Here is a 17513-nt window from a genome sequence, read left to right as displayed (position 1 = left end):
CCCGTCATTCGACTGTCTGGCGGCCCTCCGGCTGGGCGCTGCACGAAGCGCGGAAGGCGCAGTGGGTGCAGTGCTGCCCGGCGGACGGGGTGAAGCGTTCGTCCAGGACACGGCCGGCGGCCGTCGCGAGCAGGTCGCCGACCCACTCCCCCGTCAGCGCTTCCTGCGCCTGGATTCTGGGCAGGGCCTCGCCGCCCTCCTTCTTGGGGGCCGCCTGCCGCAGCTGGACGAGCTCGGCACCGCCGGGCTCGGGACGGCGGCCGTCGAAGGCGTCGTCGAGCGCGCCCTCCCGCACGGCGAGCTGGTACACGGCGAGTTGGGGGTGGTGGGCGACCTCGTCCTTGGTGGGCGTCTGCTTGCCGGTCTTGAAGTCGACGACGTACGCACGCCCTTCGGCGTCCTGCTCCACGCGGTCCATGGAGCCGCGGATGCGCACCGCGTACTCACCGGCCTCCAGCGTCACGTCGAAGTCGTGTTCCGTCGCTGCGGGGACACGGCCGCCGCGGTCCATCACATGCCAGCGCAGGAACCGTTCGAGGGCCACGCGCGCGTGCTGCTTCTCCTGCTGCGACTTCCAGGGCGCGTCGAAGACGAGCGCGTCCCAGACCGAGTCGAGCCGCTCCATCAGGACGGCGAGGTCGGCGGGGGTACGCCCGGAGGCCACCTCGTCGGCGAGTACGTGGACGACGTTGCCGAATCCCTGGGCGGCGGTGGCGGGAGCGTCCGCCTTCACCTCACGGCCCAGGAACCACTGGAGGGCACAGGTGTTGGCGAGCTGGTCCAGGGCGCTTCCGGAGAGCGTGACCGGCTCGTTGCGGTCACGCAGGGGGAGGCGGCTGTGGGTGGGCTCGTACAGCCCCCACCAGCGATAGGGGTGCGCGGCGGGGACGAGCGGCTGGCCCTCGTCGTCGGCGAGGGCCGCGAGGCGGGCGAGCCTGCGGGCGGCGGCGTTCCGCAGCGCGGGCGACGCCTCGGGATCGACGGTCGTGGCACGCAGTTCGGCGACGAGCGCGGAGACGGCGAGGGGACGGCGGGGACGGCCGGTGACATCCTTCGGCTCGGCTCCGAGCTCGGTCAGGAACCGGGAGGGCTGATCACCGTCGTCGGCGGGCGCCTTGACCGCCGTGACGACGAGCCTGTCGCGGGCGCGGGTCGCGGCCACGTAGAAGAGCCGGCGCTCCTCGGCGAGGAGGGCGCCCGGCGTCAGCGGCTCGGCGAGGCCGTCCCGTCCGATGCGGTCCGCCTCCAGGAGGGAGCCGCGGCGGCGGAGGTCCGGCCACAGGCCCTCCTGGACACCGGCCACGACGACGAGGCTCCATTCGAGGCCCTTGGAACGGTGCGCGGTCATCAGCCGTACGGCATCGGGCCGCACTTCCCGCTTCGACAGGGTGTCGGCCGCTATGTCCTGGGCCTCGATCTCCTCGATGAAGTTGAGGGCGCCGCGGCCACCGGTGCGTTCCTCGGCGCGTGCCGCGGTGTCGAAGAGCGCGCACACGGCGTCGAGGTCACGGTCGGCGTTGCGGCCGCCGGGACCGCCGCGGAGGGCGGCGCGTTCGAGACGCTGGGGCCAGGGAGTGCCGTCCCACAGCCCCCACAGGGCCTCTTCAGCGGTGCCGCCGCCTTCGAGCAGCTCACGCGCGCTGCGCAGGAGACCGCCGAGACGTTGGGCACCGCGGGCGTACGAGGGGTCGTGGGCGACGAGGCGTTCCGGCTCGACGAGCGCGCGGGCGAGGAGGAGGTCGGAGGGCGGCGGAAGCTTGTTCCCTGCGGCGCGCTCCTCGTCCCGCAGGGCCCGTCCGAGCCGTCGAAGGTCGGCCGCGTCCATGCCGCCGAGCGGGGAGGCGAGAAGGGTGAGGGCGGTCTCGGTGTCGAGCCAGGGGGCGGGGGCGGCGCTCGAGCTCTCGCGGGCGCCGTCGTCAGGGATGCCGTCGTCAGGGGCGTCTGCGGAGTCGGGGTCGTCCGGGGTCGCGAGCGCGTCTGCGGTGTCCGGGGTCGCGAGCGCGTCTGCGGTGCCCGGGGGATCCTCCGGGTTCGCGGGCGTGGCCGAAGCGTCCGGGGCATCGTCCGGGCCCCCGGCTACGCCCGTCGCCTCCGACTGCTCAGTGTCCGCCCCGGTGGAGGGCAGCGCCTCCGACTGCTCAGCGTCCGCCTCGGCGGAGGGCAGCGCCGCCGGAAGCGCGGCGGCCGCCGTCGCCACCGCCCTCAGAGCCGCAAGCAGCGGCGACACCGCCGGCTCGTGGCGCAGCGGGACGTCCGCGCCGTCGACTTCCAGGGGTACGCCCGCCGACGTCAGGGCACGTCGGATCGAGGGGATCGTCCGGTCACCGGCACGGACCAGCACCGCCATGTCGGACCAGGGGACGCCGTCCTCCAGATGGGCACGGCGCAGGGTGTCCGCGATGTTCTCCACTTCCGTGGACGCCGTCGGGAAGGTGTACGTCTCCACCGTCCCGCCCTCGCGGACGGCAGACAGATCACGGTGCGCCCGCATCTTGTCGGAGGGCAGCCTTGTCAGCGGCATCCGGCGGGTCAGCAGCCGGGTCGCCTCCAGCAGCAACGCACCGCTGCGGCGGGACGTCCTGAGGACCGCGACGCCCGAAGGACTGCCGTCCGCGTGCCGGAACGCGTCCGGGAAGTCGAGGATGCCGTTCACGTCCGCGCCGCGGAACGCGTAGATCGACTGATCCGGGTCGCCGAACGCGACCAGCGTCCGCCCGCCGCCCGCCAGCGCCTGCAACAGCCGCACCTGGGACGGGTCGGTGTCCTGGTACTCGTCGACGAACACCGCGTCGTACGGGAAGTCGTAGGGCGACGCGGTCCGTTCCGCGAGCAGCACCGCCCGGTGCACCAGTTCCGCGTAGTCGAGGACGCCCTGCATGTCGAGGACGTCGAGGTACTCGGCGAGGAAGGATGCCGCCGCCCGCCAGTCGGGCCGTCCGGTGCGCGCGGCGAAGCGGGCCAGGGAGTCCGGTCCGAGGCCCAGTTCGCGGCTGCGGGCCAGCACCGCGCGGACCTCGTCGGCGAAGCCGCGCGTCGTCAGGCACGCCCGCAGGTCGTCCGGCCACTGATGGCGGGCCAGGCCCTCCCCCTCCAGGTCGATCTGGCCCGCCAGCAGCTCGCGCACGGCGACGTCCTGCTCGGGACCCGACAGCAGGCGCAGGGGCTCGGAGAACAGGTCGGCGTCCTGGTGCGCGCGGACCAGGGCGTAGCAGAAGGAGTGGAACGTCGTGGCCTGCGGACCCTGTGCACCGCCGAGCCGCACCGCCATCCGGTCCCGCAGTTCGACCGCGGCCCTGCGGCTGAAGGTGAGCACCAGGATGCGTTCCGGATCGGCTCCCTTGGCCACTCTCGCGGCAACCGCCTCGACCAGGGTCGTGGTCTTTCCGGTCCCCGGACCAGCGAGAACGAGCAGCGGACCGTGATCGTGGTCAACCACAGCCCGCTGGGTTGCGTCCAGAAGAGGGGGATCCACAGCGCCCGGCGGGGTACGCACCAGCCGGTAGGCGCCTGGGGTCCTCCCCCTGGGCCCCTGCGGGCGTGGGGGGACCCCCTGCCGTACCTGTTGCGGGTACGGCGTACGCCCGGTGGTGGAGGAGGAGCTCACGTGGATCGCCGGTCCTGGTGGGTGTGCTGGTGCTGATGGAGCGGTTCGTGCCGCGCCCTGGAGACGCTACGCCAGCGCGCGGCGACGACGCAGCGAGTCCGCCGTGTACCGGAAGAACGCCGGAATCGGCGCCTACTCCCCGTGCGCGACGTACTCCGGACAGTCCTTGGACCGCACGTCCGGACGCCGGATGGCGGAAGCTGTCATATGTGAGCGCCGTCGCCATCGCCGCCGTCCCACCGCGCGCGCCTCATGTCGAGGCGCGGCACATGCCCCTCGGCGCTGCGTGGGGCTTCCCGGAGCGGTGTGCCCTCGGTCCGGTACTGCGCGAGCGCGCGCAGCTCGTGGCCGGGCAGCAGCATGCCGTCGGCGCGGACCACACGCCACCAGGGCACAGATCCGCCGTACAGCGCCATGACCCGGCCGACCTGGCGGGGGCCACCCTCGCCGAGCCACTCGGCGACATCGCCGTACGTCATGACCCGGCCCGGCGGGATCAGCTCGGCGACCTCCAGGACCCGCTCCGCGTACTCCGGCAGCTCTTCCATCCGGTCCATCCTGCCGCACGCCACCGACAACGCAGGGCGCTGCGGGCGAGGGGCACATGGGGTGCAGAGCGGGTTTCCGGCGGCAATGGGGCGTATCTCACGCCCCTCCCGCCCCCGCAATACACCCTGATGCCCCCCTCTGTCGGCGGGGCGTGCCACCATCGTGCGGGCGGTGACTGGTGATACGAGATCAAGAAGAGACCGAGACGACCGAGGAGCAGGGCGTGCAGCCTGGCAAGGCAGCAAGCACCCCTGAGGCCGGGTCACGCCCGGACGCGCCCGTTCCGCCCGCCGCGCAGGACTCCGGCCGGACCGCCGGCGACAACGCCACCACCGAGTCCGCAGCCGGGCCGTCCTCGGCCGACCGGCAGCCCGCCGACCAGCCCGCGGGCGGGTCGTCCCCCGCCGCACCGTCCGCAGCGGACCAGTCCTCGCCCGGGCCGTCCGCGGCAGGCTCGAAGGACACCGCGAAGACCACCGGCGACGCGAAGACGACCGACGGCGCGAAGACCGCGCTGACAAAGGCGGACGCCGCCGGCGATGTCACCGACGTCGCCAGCATCGACCGGGTCTCCGGCGACGAACCGCTGCTCGCCGCCCGTGTGCACCGCCCCTCCGACCTGATGCGCCTGCTCATCGGCATCCTCCTGATCGCCGTGGTGCTCGCCGTCGCCGCCTTCGCCCACGGCACCACGTCCGGCCTCGAACAGGACATCAACAAGGGCACCGGCCAGGCACCCGACCTGCTGGTCAAGATCGCAGGACTCGTCTCCAGCATCGCCGTCCTGCTGGTGCCGGTCGCCTTCGCGATCGAGCGCCTGATCAAACGGGACGGACTGCGGATCGCCGACGGCGTCCTCGCGGCCGTCCTCGCACACGGCGTCACGCTCGCCACGGACCTCTGGGTCGCCAGGGGCGCGCCGGGCACGCTTCAGGACGCCCTCACCCAGACACAGACGGACGGCGGGCTCACCGACCCGGTGCACGGGTATCTCGCCCCCGTCATCGCGTACATGACCGCGGTCGGCATGTCCCGCAGACCCAGATGGCGTGTCGTCCTGTGGGTGGTGCTGCTGCTCGACGCCTTCGCGATGCTGGTCGCCGGGTACACCACCCCGTTCTCGATCATCCTGACCGTCCTGCTCGGCTGGACCGTCGCGTACGGAACGCTCTACGCGGTCGGCTCACCGAACGTCCGCCCGACCGGCCAGACGTTGATGGCCGGTCTTCGCCATGTCGGTTTCCGCCCGGTCAACGCGATGCGGGCCGAGGACGTCCCCGACTCCTCCCCCCTGCGTCCCATCGGTGGCAGCCCCGCCGAGCAGGGCGACCGCGGCCGCCGGTATCTGGTGACCCTGGAGGAGGGCGCGCCGCTCGACGTCACCGTCGTCGACCGCGAGCAGCAGGCACAGGGCTTCTTCTACCGGGTGTGGCGCCGGCTGACACTGCGCTCCATCACCACGCGCCGCTCGAACCCGTCGCTGCGCCAGGCGCTGGAGCAGGAGGCGCTGCTCGCCTATGCCGCCATCGCCGCCGGAGCCAACGCCCCCAAGCTGATCGCCACGTCCGAACTCGGTCCCGACGCCGTGATGCTCGTGTACGAGCACCTGGGCGGCCGCTCGCTGGACGCCATGGACGACGGCGAGATCACCGACGACGTGGCGCGCGGCGCCTGGCGGCAGGTGAAGGCGCTCATGTCGCGCCGTATCGCGCACCGCAGACTGACCGGCGACGCCATTCTGGTGGATCGTTCCGGCAAGGTGATCATCACCGATCTGCGCGGCGGCGAGATCGCGGCGGGCGACATGGTGCTGCGCATGGACATCGCGCAGCTGCTGACCACCATCGGACTGCGGGTGGGTGCCGAGCGCGCGGTCGCCACCGCCGTCGAGATCCTCGGTCCCGACACGGTCGCCGACTGTCTGCCGCTGCTCCAGCCGATCGCCCTGAGCCGCTCGACCCGGGCGACGCTGCGCAGACTCGCGCGGGAGCGATCGCAGCGGGAGCGGGACGCCGTACTGGAGGCCTCCGCGGCCGCCAAACGAGCCCGTACCGAAGCGGCCGAGGGGCCGGCGGCCGACGACCGCAAGGCGGTGCGCAAGACCGAGCGGGCCGAGAAGCAGGCCGACAAGCGGGCCATGGACGAAGCCATGGACGAGGTGCGCGAGGAGGACCTGCTCTCCCAGATCCGCCGCCAGGTGCTGCTGATCAGGCCGCAGGCGCCGGTCGAACCGGTACGCCTCGAACGCATCCGGCCGCGCACCCTCGTCAGCATGATCGCCGGTGCGGTGGCCGCGTACTTCCTGCTCTCGCAGCTCGCCGGCATCGACTTCGGCACCGTCTTCGGACGGGCCCACTGGGGCTGGGTGGCGGCCGCGGTCGCCTTCTCCGCCCTCAGCTACATCGCCGCGGCGATGAGCCTGCTGGGCTTCGTGCCCGAGCGGGTGCCCTTCCTGCGGACCGTGGTCGCACAGGTCGCCGGTTCGTTCGTCAAGATCGTCGCTCCTGCGGCGGTCGGCGGCGTCGCGCTCAACACCCGCTTCCTCCAGCGCTCGGGGGTACGTCCGGGGCTCGCGGTGGCGAGTGTCGGCGCGTCCCAGCTGTTCGGGCTCGGAGCGCACATCCTGCTGCTGCTGTCCTTCGGCTACCTGACAGGTACGGAGAAGACGGCCTCGCTCAGTCCCTCCAGGACGGTGATCGCGGGCCTGCTGACGGTCGCCGTGCTGGTGCTGGTGGTGACCGCGATCCCGTTCCTGCGGAAGTTCGTCTCGACGCGGCTGCGGTCGCTGTTCGCGGGCGTGGTGCCGCGCATGCTCGACGTACTCCAGCGGCCGATGAAGCTGATCACCGGCATCGGCGGGATGCTGCTGCTGACCGGTGTGTTCGTGATGTGCCTGGACGCGTCGATCCGGGCCTTCGGCAACGGCGCGCAGCCGCTGAGCTACGCGAGCATCGCCGTCGTCTTCCTCGCGGGCAACGCGCTCGGGTCGGCGGCGCCGACGCCCGGCGGTGTCGGCGCGGTCGAGGGCGCGCTCACCTTCGGCCTGATCGTGGCGGGCGTCCCGAAGGAGGTCGCGGCACCGGCGGTGCTGCTGTACCGGATGCTGACGCTGTGGTTGCCGGTGTTGCCGGGGTGGTTCGCGTTCAACCATTTGACCCGCAAGGGAGCGTTGTAAGCCGGGAGCGTCCGGCAGCCGGTTCTGTCGTCCTCGAGCGGGCCGGGGATGCGGCGCTCGTTCGCAGGCGTCGGCCCTGGCGGGCGTGCCGGGCGGGGGTCCGGGCGCCCCGCGGTCGCGGGCGGTGCACGGCCTGCGGCCGTGTCCTCGAGCGCCGGACGGGCTGAGATCGGCCTCGTTCCAAGCGTCAGGCCCGGCGGGCGCGGAACGCGGGGGCATCGCCTGCGGCCGTGTCCACGAGTGCCGGACGGGCCGGATTGGGCCCTGTTCGCCGACGTCGGCCCCCGCGGGCCGCGGGTCGCGCACGGCCTGGGGCCGTGTCCTCGAACGGCGGACCGGCTGAGATCGGCCTCGTTCACCGGCATCAGACCCGGCGGTCGCGGGCGCACGGCCTGTGGCGTTCTCCTCAAACGCCGGACGGGCCGAGGTTGCCCGAAAACCACCCGCTTGGGCCTGCGCAGGGGCGGCGTGGGGGCTTGCGGAGCACCATGGCGGCATGCCGACCTCTTCCTCCGGCCTGCGCGCCGCCGCTCTCGCCGCGTCCCTCGCCGTGCTGTTCGTCGCCGGCTGTTCCGGCAGTGGTGACAAGGAGAAGGACACCGGCTCCTCCGGGGGGAAGGACCTCGCCTCCCAGACGCTGGACTGGCAGAAGTGCCCGGCGCCCTCCGAGGCCGAGGGCGGTGGCCCCGCGCCGTCCCCGCTGCCGGGGGGTACGAACTGGGAGTGCTCCTTCATGGACGCTCCCCTCGACTACGCCGATCCGGACGGCGAGACCATCGAGATCGCCCTGATCCGCGCCACCGCGCTCGACCAGAACAACCGCATCGGCTCCCTGATCTTCAACTTCGGTGGACCCGGCGGTTCCGGTGTCGCCACCCTGCCGCCCGCCTCCGCGGACTACGCCGGTCTGCGTACCCGCTACGACCTGGTGAGTTTCGACCCCCGCGGGGTAGGCCGCAGCGTGCCCGTGGAGTGCGAGGACGACAAGCAGCTCGACGCATACTTCGCCTCGGACTCGACGCCCGACGACCCGGCCGAGGTGACGGCCTTCACGGACAATCTGAAATCCTTCGCCGGCGCCTGCGAGAAGAACTCCGGCGGCGAGCTCCCCCACGTCGGCACCGTCAACGCCGCCCGCGACATGGATCTGATGCGCCAGGTGCTCGGCGACGCCAAGCTGTACTACTTCGGGATCTCGTACGGCACCGAACTCGGCGGCGTGTACGCGCATCTGTTCCCCAAGAACGTCGGGCGGGCCGTCTTCGACGCCGTGGTCGACCCGACCAAGGACTCGCAGCAGGGCTCGCTCGGCCAGGCGAAGGGCTTCCAGCTCGCACTCGACAACTTCGCCAAGAACTGCGTGGACCGCGGCGACGAGTGCCTGCTGCCCGGCTCCACCGTGAAAGAGGTCGAGGACGGGATCATTCAATTGCAGCAGCGGCTCGACAAGAAGCCGATTCCCGGCAGCGGGGACCGGATGCTGACGCAGTCGCAGGCCACGAACGGCATCGCGCAGGCGCTGTACTCCAAGGAGTACTGGGAGCTGCTGGAACAAGGGCTCGATGAGGCCGACGGTGGGGACGGCGCGCTGCTGCTCGCGCTGTCGGACGCCATGAACGGCCGCAGCGACGACGGCCACTACAGCAACATCCAGGCGGCCAACGCGGCCATCAACTGCGTGGACTCCAAGGACCGCTACTCGCTGGACCGGACGAAGGCCGAACTGCCGGAGTTCCGCAAGGCATCCGCCGTGTTCGGCGACTATCTGGGCTGGGGACTCATGGGCTGCACCGAGTGGCCGGTGCCCGGCCAGTGGACCCACCCGGACGTCTCCGCACCCGGCTCCGCGCCCATCGTCGTCATCGGCAACACCGGTGACCCGGCCACCCCGTACGAGGGTGCGCGGGCGATGGTGAACGCGCTGGGCAAGGGCGTGGGCATCGAGCTGACGTACCGGGGCGAGGGGCACGGCGCGTACAACAGCAACAGCGCGTGTGTGAAGAAGGCCGTGAACGCCTATCTCCTCGAAGGCAAGGCCCCCGCCTCAGGGACGGTGTGCAGCTAGGACCGCGCCAGGGCCGCCCCGAACCCGGCGTGCCTCCGGCGTTGTCCACAGGCCCGCGTGGGCCGGCGGGCCGCCGCCTAGGATGACGAAAACCGTCGTCGGAGCCTGGGGGGCACGCATGATCGAACGGGTACGGGTGGGGGCCCTGGTTGCCGCGGCGCTGCTGCTGGCCGTGACGGGTGCGGGCTGCGGCAGCGGTTCGGGCGAGGGCGACGGGAAGGCGGACGGGAAGAACCGTGCGCGGCCGTCCGCGGACGCACCGGCCGCCTCGGACCCCGGGAGAGCAGGCCTGCCCGCCTCGCTCACCGGCCAGGAGCCGGACTGGAAGAAGTGCAAGGCCCCGACACAGGCGGACGGCAGCGCGGCGCAGGCTCCGGGCGGCGAGTGGAAGTGCGCCACTCTCAAGGCACCGATCGACTACCGGAAGCCGACGGGCGCCACCATCGGCATCGCCGTGATCCGTTCCGAGGCGAAGAACTCCTCGCGGCGGATCGGCTCGCTGTTGTTCAACTTCGGCGGCCCCGGCGGCTCGGGCGTCGCCGCGCTGCCGAAGGCAGCGGGAGGTTTCGGAACCCTGCACGAGCGCTACGACCTGGTGGGCTTCGACCCGCGCGGGGTCGCGGAGAGCTCTGCCGTGATCTGCCGGGACAGCAAGCAGTCGGAGGCCGCGTTCCGGATGGACTCCACCCCGGACACCGCCGCCGAGGAGAAGGCGTTCATCACGGACTCGACCGCCTTCGGCGCGGGCTGCGCCAAGAGGTCGGGCACCGTGCTGCCGCACGTCGGCACGACCAACGCAGCGCGCGACATGGATCTGATCCGCCAGGTGTTGAGCGACGACAAGCTGCACTACCTCGGCTTCTCGTACGGCACCGAACTCGGCGGTGTCTACGCCCACTTGTTCCCGTCCCGGGTCGGACGGCTCGTCCTCGACGCCGTCGTCGACCCCGCCGCCGACTATGTGGGGCATGCGCGCAACCAGACGCTCGGCTTCCAGCGCGCCCTCGACAACTACTTCACCGGCCGCGGCGTTGGCGCGAAGGACGGCACCGCACGGGTGGTGCGACTGCTGGCCGAGCTGGACCGCGAGCCCCTGCCCACCGACGAGGGCCGCACCCTCACCGAGGGGCTCGCGCTCACCGGCATCATCCTGCCGCTGTACTCCGAGGAGCAGTGGCCGTCGCTGACGCAGGCGTTGAACGAGGCGGAGAGCGGTGACGGCACCCGGTTGCTGGCGCTGGCGGAGTCGTACAACGGCCGGGACGCGGACGGTTCGTACACCGCGCAGGACCATGCGCAGCGCGCCATATCCTGCGCCGACACCACGGGCCGGGCGACCGCGGCCGAGGTCCGGTCCCGTCATCTCGCCGAATTGACCGCCGTGTCACCGGTGTTCGGGCCGTATCTGGCGTGGGATCTGGCGGGCTGGTGCGCGGACTGGCCGGTGGCGGGCGAGTCCGAGACACCGGAGGTCGCGGCGAAGGGTGCGGCCCCGATCCTGGTCGTCGGCACCACGGGCGACCCGGCGACCCCGTACGAGGGCGCCCGGCGCATGGCGGACGAGCTCGGAGCGGGCGTCGGCGTGCTGGTCACCAACAAGGGCGAGGGGCACGGCGCGTACGGCAACGGGGCGTGCGTGACGGACACGATCGACGCCTATCTGCTGGAGGGCACGGTGCCGGCTGACGGGAAGACCTGCTCCTAGCACCGGAAGCCGGTATTCGGAGCCCCTCCCGTCCTCCGCCGCACACGACAGAGCCCCGGACCGTTGCCGGTCCGGGGCCCTGCGAAGCACTGTCAGTAGACGGGCTTGTCCGGCTCGATCTGGTTGACCCAGCCGATCACGCCGCCGCCCACGTGCACCGCGTCCGCGAAGCCCGCGGACTTGAGGACGGCGAGAACTTCCGCACTGCGGACACCCGTCTTGCAATGCAGGACGATCTTCTTGTCCTGCGGCAGGCTCTCCAGCGCGGTACCCATGAGGAACTCGTTCTTCGGGATCAGCTTCGCACCCGGGATCGAGACGATCTCGTACTCGTTGACCTCACGGACGTCGATGATCTCGATGCTCTCACCGTCGTCGATCCACTCCTTGAGCTGCTTGGGAGTGATCGTCGAACCGGCGGCCGCCTCCTGCGCCTCCTCGGACACGACACCGCAGAAGGCCTCGTAGTCGATGAGCTCGGTGACGGTGGGGTTCTCGCCGCAGACCGCGCAGTCCGGGTCCTTGCGGACCTTGACCTGGCGGTACTGCATCTCCAGGGCGTCGTAGATCATCAGCCGGCCGACGAGCGGCTCACCGATGCCGGCGAGGAGCTTGATGGCCTCGTTGACCTGGATGGACCCGATGGACGCGCACAGGACACCCAGCACGCCGCCCTCGGCGCAGCTCGGGACCATGCCCGGCGGCGGGGGCTCCGGGTAGAGGCAGCGGTAGCAGGGGCCGTGCTCGGACCAGAAGACGGAGGCCTGGCCGTCGAAACGGTAGATGGAGCCCCAGACGTACGGCTTGTTCAGCAGGACGCACGCGTCGTTGACCAGGTACCGGGTCGCGAAGTTGTCGGTGCCGTCGACGATCAGGTCGTACTGGCTGAAGATGTCCATCACGTTCTCGGCCTCGAGCCGCTCTTCGTGGAGGATCACGTTCACGTACGGGTTGATGCCGAGGACGGTGTCCTTCGCGGACACGGCCTTGGAGCGGCCGATGTCCGCCTGGCTGTGGATGATCTGACGCTGCAGGTTCGACTCGTCGACCTCGTCGAACTCCACGATGCCGAGCGTGCCGACACCGGCCGCGGCCAGGTACATCAGGGCCGGCGAGCCCAGGCCGCCGGCGCCGACACACAGCACCTTGGCGTTCTTCAGCCGCTTTTGCCCGTCCATCCCGACATCGGGGATGATCAGGTGGCGGGAGTACCTGCGGACCTCGTCGACGGTGAGCTCAGCAGCTGGCTCGACCAGGGGTGGCAGCGACACGGGGACTCCGTTGCGTCGTTGAGTCAGTACGGTTGTTCTCCCCGTAACACTGCCACGCGCCTTCTCATTCCGAGACACCACGTCCGATCTGCGAGACGATTTCGTCCCAGTAACCGGGCAGTGTCTCGAATGGACCGATCTGCCCCTTGCGTTCGCCGCGGTGCGCACCGTCGGACGGGCCGACGCGATCCGTCCGGTCGGTGAAGAAGATCGTCCCCGCGCCCTGCCAGCGGGCGATCCGGGTGGCCTCCTCCAGATGGGTGCGCGGCACACCGTGGACGAAGTGGACGAAGCGCTCCGGCGGGTGGTCCGCCGTCCACTCCGCCACCTGTGACCAGCGGTAGTCCGTCCACGGCCCGCTGAAGGTGACCAGCTGGTCGGCCGCGTCCGCGTACCCCGGGTGCGGATGCGCGCCGTGCCCGAGGACCAGGTGTCCGCCGTCGAGCACCGCCTCCAGCGTCGCGGTCGTCCGCCTGACCTGGAGCAGGTCGGCACGGTCCGTCGGGCAGCGGTCCAGGATGAAGCCGCCGACGCGGTACCACTCGAGGTAGTGGTGCGCGTCCGCGACGAGATCACCGAAGGCGCGCGAGCCGTGGGCCATGTCGAGATGGCCGAGAACGCGCACACCGGCGTTGTTCAGCCGGCCCGCGGCCGCGAGGCAGTGCGGGTCGGGACGGGTGCCCGGCCCGTTGGCGACATTGAGCACGACCCAGTGCAAGGGGGCTCCGGGCCGGGTCAGTTCGGCCCATTCGGCGGGAGCGAGCAGGGGGTGGGCGTAGCCGGGGACACCGACGCCGAGTCTCTCCGCGCCGGTGGCGGAGAGCTGGGAGCCGGTCGTCGTCAGATGCGACATGCCGCCTCCATCCAGATGTCGGCGAGCGATTCCTCGAGGTTGATGCGGGGGCGCCAGCCGAGCCGGTCGCGGGCGGTACGGACGTCCGCCTGCTGCCAGCTGCCGCAGCCGTCCGGGTACGGCACGGGGGCGGAGAGGTGATCCATCATCGCCTCGGAGCGCGGCGCCCCGATGCCCGGCCGGCCGGTGGTGGCGTCGAGCTCGTGCAGCGCACCGCTGTACCCCGCGACCCTGGCCAGCACGGCGGCCGCGTCGCGCAGCCGTACGGAGCGGCCCGTGCCGATGTTGACGATGCCCTGGGCGGCCGAGAGGGAGGCCGCGTGCACGGCCCGCGCCACGTCCCGTACGTCGACGAAGTCGCGCTGCACGCCGAGGCCGCTGAGCTTGAGCTCCCCGTCGCCGGACTGCATGGCACGGCGCATCGCCTCGGCGAGGCGGCCGAGCGGGGAGCCCGCCGGGGTGCCGGGCCCGACAGGAGAGAAGACGCGCAGCACGACGGCGTCCAGACCGGCGCCCAGGACCAGTTCGGTGGCGGCGAGCTTGCTCACGCCGTAGGGACCGCCGGGGCGCGGGATCGCGTCCTCGGCGGTCGAGGACCCCTGCTGGGAGGGCCCGTACTCGGAGGCGCAGCCGAGCTGGACGAGCCGGGCCCCGCAGCCGCTGCGGCGCAGGGCCTCGCAGACGGTGGCCACGGCGACGGTGTTGTGCCGGGTCAGATCGCGGGCACCGCCACGGGTGGCGCCGGCGCAGTTGATGACGACGCCGGGGTGGACCGCGCCCAGGAAGCGGGTCAGGGCGCCCGGACTGCCTCCGGCGAGGTCGAAGCGCACATCGGCGTCGTCTCCGCGGCCGAGCGCGGTGAGATGGACGGCGGGGTCGGCGAGCAGCCGGTCGGCGACGAAGCGGCCGAGGAATCCGTTGGCTCCGAGCAGCAGCACCCTCATCGCGCGGCCTTTCTGTGCCGACGGGCCGGGACTGGGGGTTGGGGGGTCATGTCGCGTTCTCCTTCGAGGTGTTGCTGTCGCTGAGGGTGCTGGGTACGCCCGTGGTGTCGGCGCCGCGGGAGGCCGGGAGGTCTGTCATGCGGTGTGGGCGGAGGCCCGGGACAGGGCCGCGGTGGCGTGGGCCAGCAGTCCGGCCGCGGCCGCCGCGCAGGCGGCGGCCGGTACGGCGGAAGCGCCCCAGGCGGTCACGGCCGCCTCGACCGGGGTCGCCAGAAAGCCGCAGCCGGGCAGCCGCCCGGCGAGCAGGAGCAGGATCGCGGCGGCCTCGACGGCACAGGCCGCCGCGAGTCCGGTGGCTGCCGCCGCGGGGAAGTGGTGGACGACGAGCAGCCGGGCCAGGAACAGCAGGACGCCGAGTGCGACCGCGGAGGCCAGATCGTCGTACGGGAGGGCGACGCGTGTGCCGGCGAGCAGGGCGGTCACGGCGCCGACGTACAGCGCGACGACGCCGAGCAGCAGGGGCCGCACCCCGGAAGCGAACTCCTCCAGGCCCCGGCTGCCGTCGAGCCGGCGCCGGGCCTGGACGGAGAAGAGGTGGGCGCACCAGGCCGCGGGGGCGACGGCGAGGGCGAGGCCGACGAGGGGGCCCGCGCTCAGGACTGGTGCTGCCTCGCCGGCGCCGTTCATGATCCGCGTCGGGAGGTCCGCGCCGTAGGCGGCGTAGGCCAGCAGCCAGAGGGTCCACAGGCGCAGGGCCGGGACCGTGCGCCGCTGGGCGCGCAGCGGGCCGCGCCGCAGACAGAGGGAGAGGGCGACGGTGACGGCGACCGCGCCGGTGACGGTGGCCGCGGTCCGCGGGGCGCCCTCCAGAGGTTGCAGACCGGCGACAGCCAGTGCACACAGGGCGCCCGGCAGCAGGGTGAGCAGGACGAGGGCGAAGCCCGCGGCAGCCGGGCGGGGCAGGCCGCGTCCGGGACGGGCCGGTGTCTGCGCCTCGCCCCTGGGGACCCGGGCGTACAGCTCCTCGGCGAGCGTGAAGACGTCACGGTGCCGGAATCGGGCGGCGGTGCGGTCGGTGACGCCGTGCGCCTCGAGACCGGCGGCGATCTCCAGCGGGTCGACGGCCCGCTCGCAGAGTTCCCGGTGCCGGTGCATGAGGGCCTTCACCGGATCCGCGGGGCCCCGGCGGGGGGTGGCCGGGGTGCGCGTAGCCGTCTTCGCCGGCTCCGCCTCCCAGACCGCGGACCGGCTGAGCAGGTCGTCGGACGTGGTGTCCCAGCCGTCGGCGTCGGCGGGTGTACGGGGGTCGTCGAAGGCGAGTCCGTCCAGTCCGGAGGGGTCTTCGGCGTGCGCGCTGTCGGTGACGCGGGGGGTGGTCATGCGCGTGCCTCCTTCGCGGGGGTGGGGATGTCGGCGGCCGCCGGGGCGACCTGACCGGTCCTCGGGCCGTCGGCCCACCGGGGGGCCTTGTGGTGCCCGGCGCCAGGAGTGGTGCGGCCGTCCGCTGCGGTGCCGGACGCTGTGCCGGACTCCGGGCCCGAGTCGGGTCCTGCCGCCCGGCCCGTCCATCGGCCCTGCATGTGTGCCTCTGCGGGGTGGCCGAAGGGGACGGGTGCGCCGTCCTCGTCGACGGCCTCGCGCCGGACCGGTGAGTGGGAGATGAGCTCCAGGTAAATGCCGCGAAATGCCGCGAGGTTCTGTTCGATGGTGAAGAGCTCCAGCGCCCGGGCGCGCGCCGCGGCGCCCAGCCGCTCCCTGCGCTCCGGGTCACGCAGCAGGGCGATGCAGGCGTCCGCGAACGCCCTCGGGTTGCGCGGCGGCACCACCAGGCCGGTGCCGCCGATGACTTCGACGACCGCACCGACATCGGTGGAGACGGTCGCGCGCCCGCAGAACATCGCCTCGACCAGGCTGATCGGAAAGCCCTCGACGACGCTGGAGAGCACGACCACGCCGCCGGTCGCATAGGCGTCGGCGAGTTCCGGCGCCTCGGGTCCGCCGATCTCCTCGAAGGAGACGGGGTTGTCCCCGACGGCGTGCGCGTCGGCCGCCTCGTCGGGGAACAGCTGGGCGGCCAGGGCCTTGCAGTGGGCGAGATAGGTGGTGGCCTCGGCTCCGTGCACCGGCGCCCCGAACAGCCGCAGCCGCGCCTGCGGTTCCGCCTTGCGCACCTCGGCGAAGGCGTGCAGCAGCGCGATGAGGTCCTTGGCGGGCTCGATGCGGCCGATCCACACGAGGGTGTGCGGGTCGCCGCTGTCGGCCCCCTCCCCCACCGCGGCGAACCGGTCCGCCTCCATGCCGGGGTGGACGGTGCGCAGCCTGGCCCGGTCGGCGCCGCACTTCTCCTGCCAGCGCCGGGCGTGGGCGTTGCCGGGGGTGATCACGGAGGCCTGGGCGTAGACCTCGGCGGCGAGCCGTCGCTGGAACGCGGCGAGCAGGGCGCGTACGGGGGCGCTCAGTTCGGCGCCGTCGGCGGACAGAAAGTGCGCGCGCAGATGGACGCCGTACTCCGTGACCAGCAGCGGAACCCCGAAGAAGCGTTTGGCCAACAGGCCGGGCAGGGCCGCGGATCCGCCGGACGCGGCATGGCAGAGGTCGACGGTGCCGAGGCCGTCGTCGCCGTACCAGTCGAGGGAGAGCGGGCGCAGGGTGCGCTCCAGCTCGTCGGCGAACATGAGGTAGTCGGGCACGGTGGCGGCGTGCACGGTGCGGCGTGCGCCCGGCGCGCGGCAGGCGGATTCGAGGACGCGCACGGCGACCTCGGAGCGGAGGGCCGCGTAGAGCCCGCCGCGCTCGCGGGCGAGGTCGGCCAGGCCGTACAGCCCTTCGGCGAAGGCCTCGCGGTGGTCGTCGCCGTCCGCGCAGACGGCGGTGGCGAGCTCCTTGAAGTGGCCGAGGAAGCGCCGCCGGTCACGGCGTCCGTAGGTGTACCCGTCGTCCTCGGGGGCCCACAGCGGAGCGGAGCGGACCCGCTGCACCTGGGGCGGGAGCTGGATCCAGCCCTGTTCCACCTGCTGGGCGCTGCGGCTGAGGGCGTAGACGTCGAAGTCGTGCTGTGCGAGCCCGCGCACGAGCCGGTCGCACCACAGCCTGGACTCACCCGTCGCATACGGATAACCACCGTCCGTAAGCAGTCCGATCCGCACGAACGCACCCCCGATCTCCCTTGTGGGCGGCCGCCGTTGGTACGGCGACTCACAGCGGGACGACGGTAAGCCGGTATGCGGGTGGCGCGACGGACGGTTGTCCGTCGCGCCACTGGAAGGGGTGAATACACGTAACTTTCACACCCTGGTAGCGTTCCGTCGCGCTACAAGGGCTTTCCATCACGGAGAGTCAGGCTGCGG

The 17513-nt window shown here is 72.4% G+C and carries 10 protein-coding genes; 3 read left to right on the top strand and 7 right to left on the bottom strand.

The window, feature by feature from the left end; translation table 11 throughout:
* Positions 1 to 4: 4 nt before the first annotated feature.
* Together ACQPWZ_RS24010 and ACQPWZ_RS24005 are read right to left on the bottom strand one after the other, a co-directional pair.
* A complete protein-coding gene (locus tag ACQPWZ_RS24010; RefSeq protein WP_433572346.1) occupies positions 5 to 3604 on the bottom strand; it encodes an ATP-dependent helicase in 3600 nt (1199 codons plus the stop codon).
* A 203-nt stretch (positions 3605 to 3807) separates the two neighbouring features.
* Positions 3808 to 4161: an MGMT family protein gene (locus tag ACQPWZ_RS24005; protein WP_384430160.1), complete on the bottom strand. Its 354-nt coding sequence runs from the start codon at positions 4159 to 4161 to the stop codon at positions 3808 to 3810.
* Positions 4162 to 4376: 215 nt separating this feature from the next.
* On the opposite strand from ACQPWZ_RS24005, the gene ACQPWZ_RS24000 reads away from it, so the two are divergent.
* The 3 genes from ACQPWZ_RS24000 (at position 4377) to ACQPWZ_RS23990 (ending at position 11098) form a co-directional block, all read left to right on the top strand.
* On the top strand, positions 4377 to 7328 hold the full coding sequence (locus ACQPWZ_RS24000) for a lysylphosphatidylglycerol synthase domain-containing protein (RefSeq protein WP_433572345.1): 2952 nt from the start codon (positions 4377 to 4379) through the stop codon (positions 7326 to 7328).
* A gap of 496 nt (positions 7329 to 7824) precedes the next feature.
* The gene (locus tag ACQPWZ_RS23995; RefSeq protein WP_405572564.1) at positions 7825 to 9393 is read left to right on the top strand and encodes an alpha/beta hydrolase; all 1569 of its coding nucleotides are present in this window, start codon (positions 7825 to 7827) and stop codon (positions 9391 to 9393) included.
* Between the two features lie 118 nt (positions 9394 to 9511).
* Entirely contained in the window at positions 9512 to 11098 is a 1587-nt protein-coding gene (locus tag ACQPWZ_RS23990; RefSeq protein ID WP_433572344.1) for an alpha/beta hydrolase, read from the top strand.
* 92 nt (positions 11099 to 11190) lie between these two features.
* On the opposite strand, the gene moeZ is transcribed toward ACQPWZ_RS23990, so the two are convergent.
* The 5 genes from moeZ to pelF form a co-directional block, all read right to left on the bottom strand.
* Positions 11191 to 12369, bottom strand: coding sequence for an adenylyltransferase/sulfurtransferase MoeZ (gene moeZ, locus ACQPWZ_RS23985; RefSeq protein WP_313944253.1), 1179 nt, complete (start codon positions 12367 to 12369; stop codon positions 11191 to 11193).
* A gap of 64 nt (positions 12370 to 12433) precedes the next feature.
* The gene (locus ACQPWZ_RS23980; RefSeq protein WP_340475226.1) at positions 12434 to 13222 is read right to left on the bottom strand and encodes a spherulation-specific family 4 protein; all 789 of its coding nucleotides are present in this window, start codon (positions 13220 to 13222) and stop codon (positions 12434 to 12436) included.
* Positions 13210 to 14166 carry an NAD-dependent epimerase/dehydratase family protein gene (locus ACQPWZ_RS23975; protein ID WP_340475225.1) on the bottom strand — a complete coding sequence of 319 codons (957 nt, stop codon included), beginning with the start codon at positions 14164 to 14166 and terminating at the stop codon, positions 13210 to 13212. The genes ACQPWZ_RS23980 and ACQPWZ_RS23975 overlap by 13 nt, the downstream gene beginning before the upstream one ends.
* Before the next feature lie 135 nt (positions 14167 to 14301).
* Positions 14302 to 15546, bottom strand: a complete 1245-nt coding sequence (locus tag ACQPWZ_RS23970; RefSeq protein ID WP_433572343.1) for a hypothetical protein — start codon at positions 15544 to 15546, stop codon at positions 14302 to 14304.
* Positions 15543 to 17312, bottom strand: coding sequence for a GT4 family glycosyltransferase PelF (pelF, locus tag ACQPWZ_RS23965; RefSeq protein ID WP_433572342.1), 1770 nt, complete (start codon positions 17310 to 17312; stop codon positions 15543 to 15545). The genes ACQPWZ_RS23970 and pelF overlap by 4 nt, the downstream gene beginning before the upstream one ends.
* Positions 17313 to 17513: the final 201 nt, after the last annotated feature.

Source organism: Streptomyces sp. CA-251247 (genome assembly GCF_050952975.1).
Lineage (GTDB): Bacteria > Actinomycetota > Actinomycetes > Streptomycetales > Streptomycetaceae > Streptomyces > Streptomyces achmelvichensis.
The sequence above is the reverse complement of the archived record's forward strand: the minus strand, read 5'-3'. Positions and strand labels throughout refer to the sequence as shown.

Coding starts and splice junctions, on each gene's coding strand:
- ACQPWZ_RS24005 (WP_384430160.1), bottom strand. CDS start 4,161: ATGGACCGGATGGAAGAGCTGCCGGAGTACGCGGAGCGGGTCCTGGAG.
- ACQPWZ_RS23995 (WP_405572564.1), top strand. CDS start 7,825: ATGCCGACCTCTTCCTCCGGCCTGCGCGCCGCCGCTCTCGCCGCGTCC.
- ACQPWZ_RS23990 (WP_433572344.1), top strand. CDS start 9,512: ATGATCGAACGGGTACGGGTGGGGGCCCTGGTTGCCGCGGCGCTGCTG.
- ACQPWZ_RS23980 (WP_340475226.1), bottom strand. CDS start 13,222: ATGTCGCATCTGACGACGACCGGCTCCCAGCTCTCCGCCACCGGCGCG.
- ACQPWZ_RS23975 (WP_340475225.1), bottom strand. CDS start 14,166: ATGAGGGTGCTGCTGCTCGGAGCCAACGGATTCCTCGGCCGCTTCGTC.
- ACQPWZ_RS23970 (WP_433572343.1), bottom strand. CDS start 15,546: ATGACCACCCCCCGCGTCACCGACAGCGCGCACGCCGAAGACCCCTCC.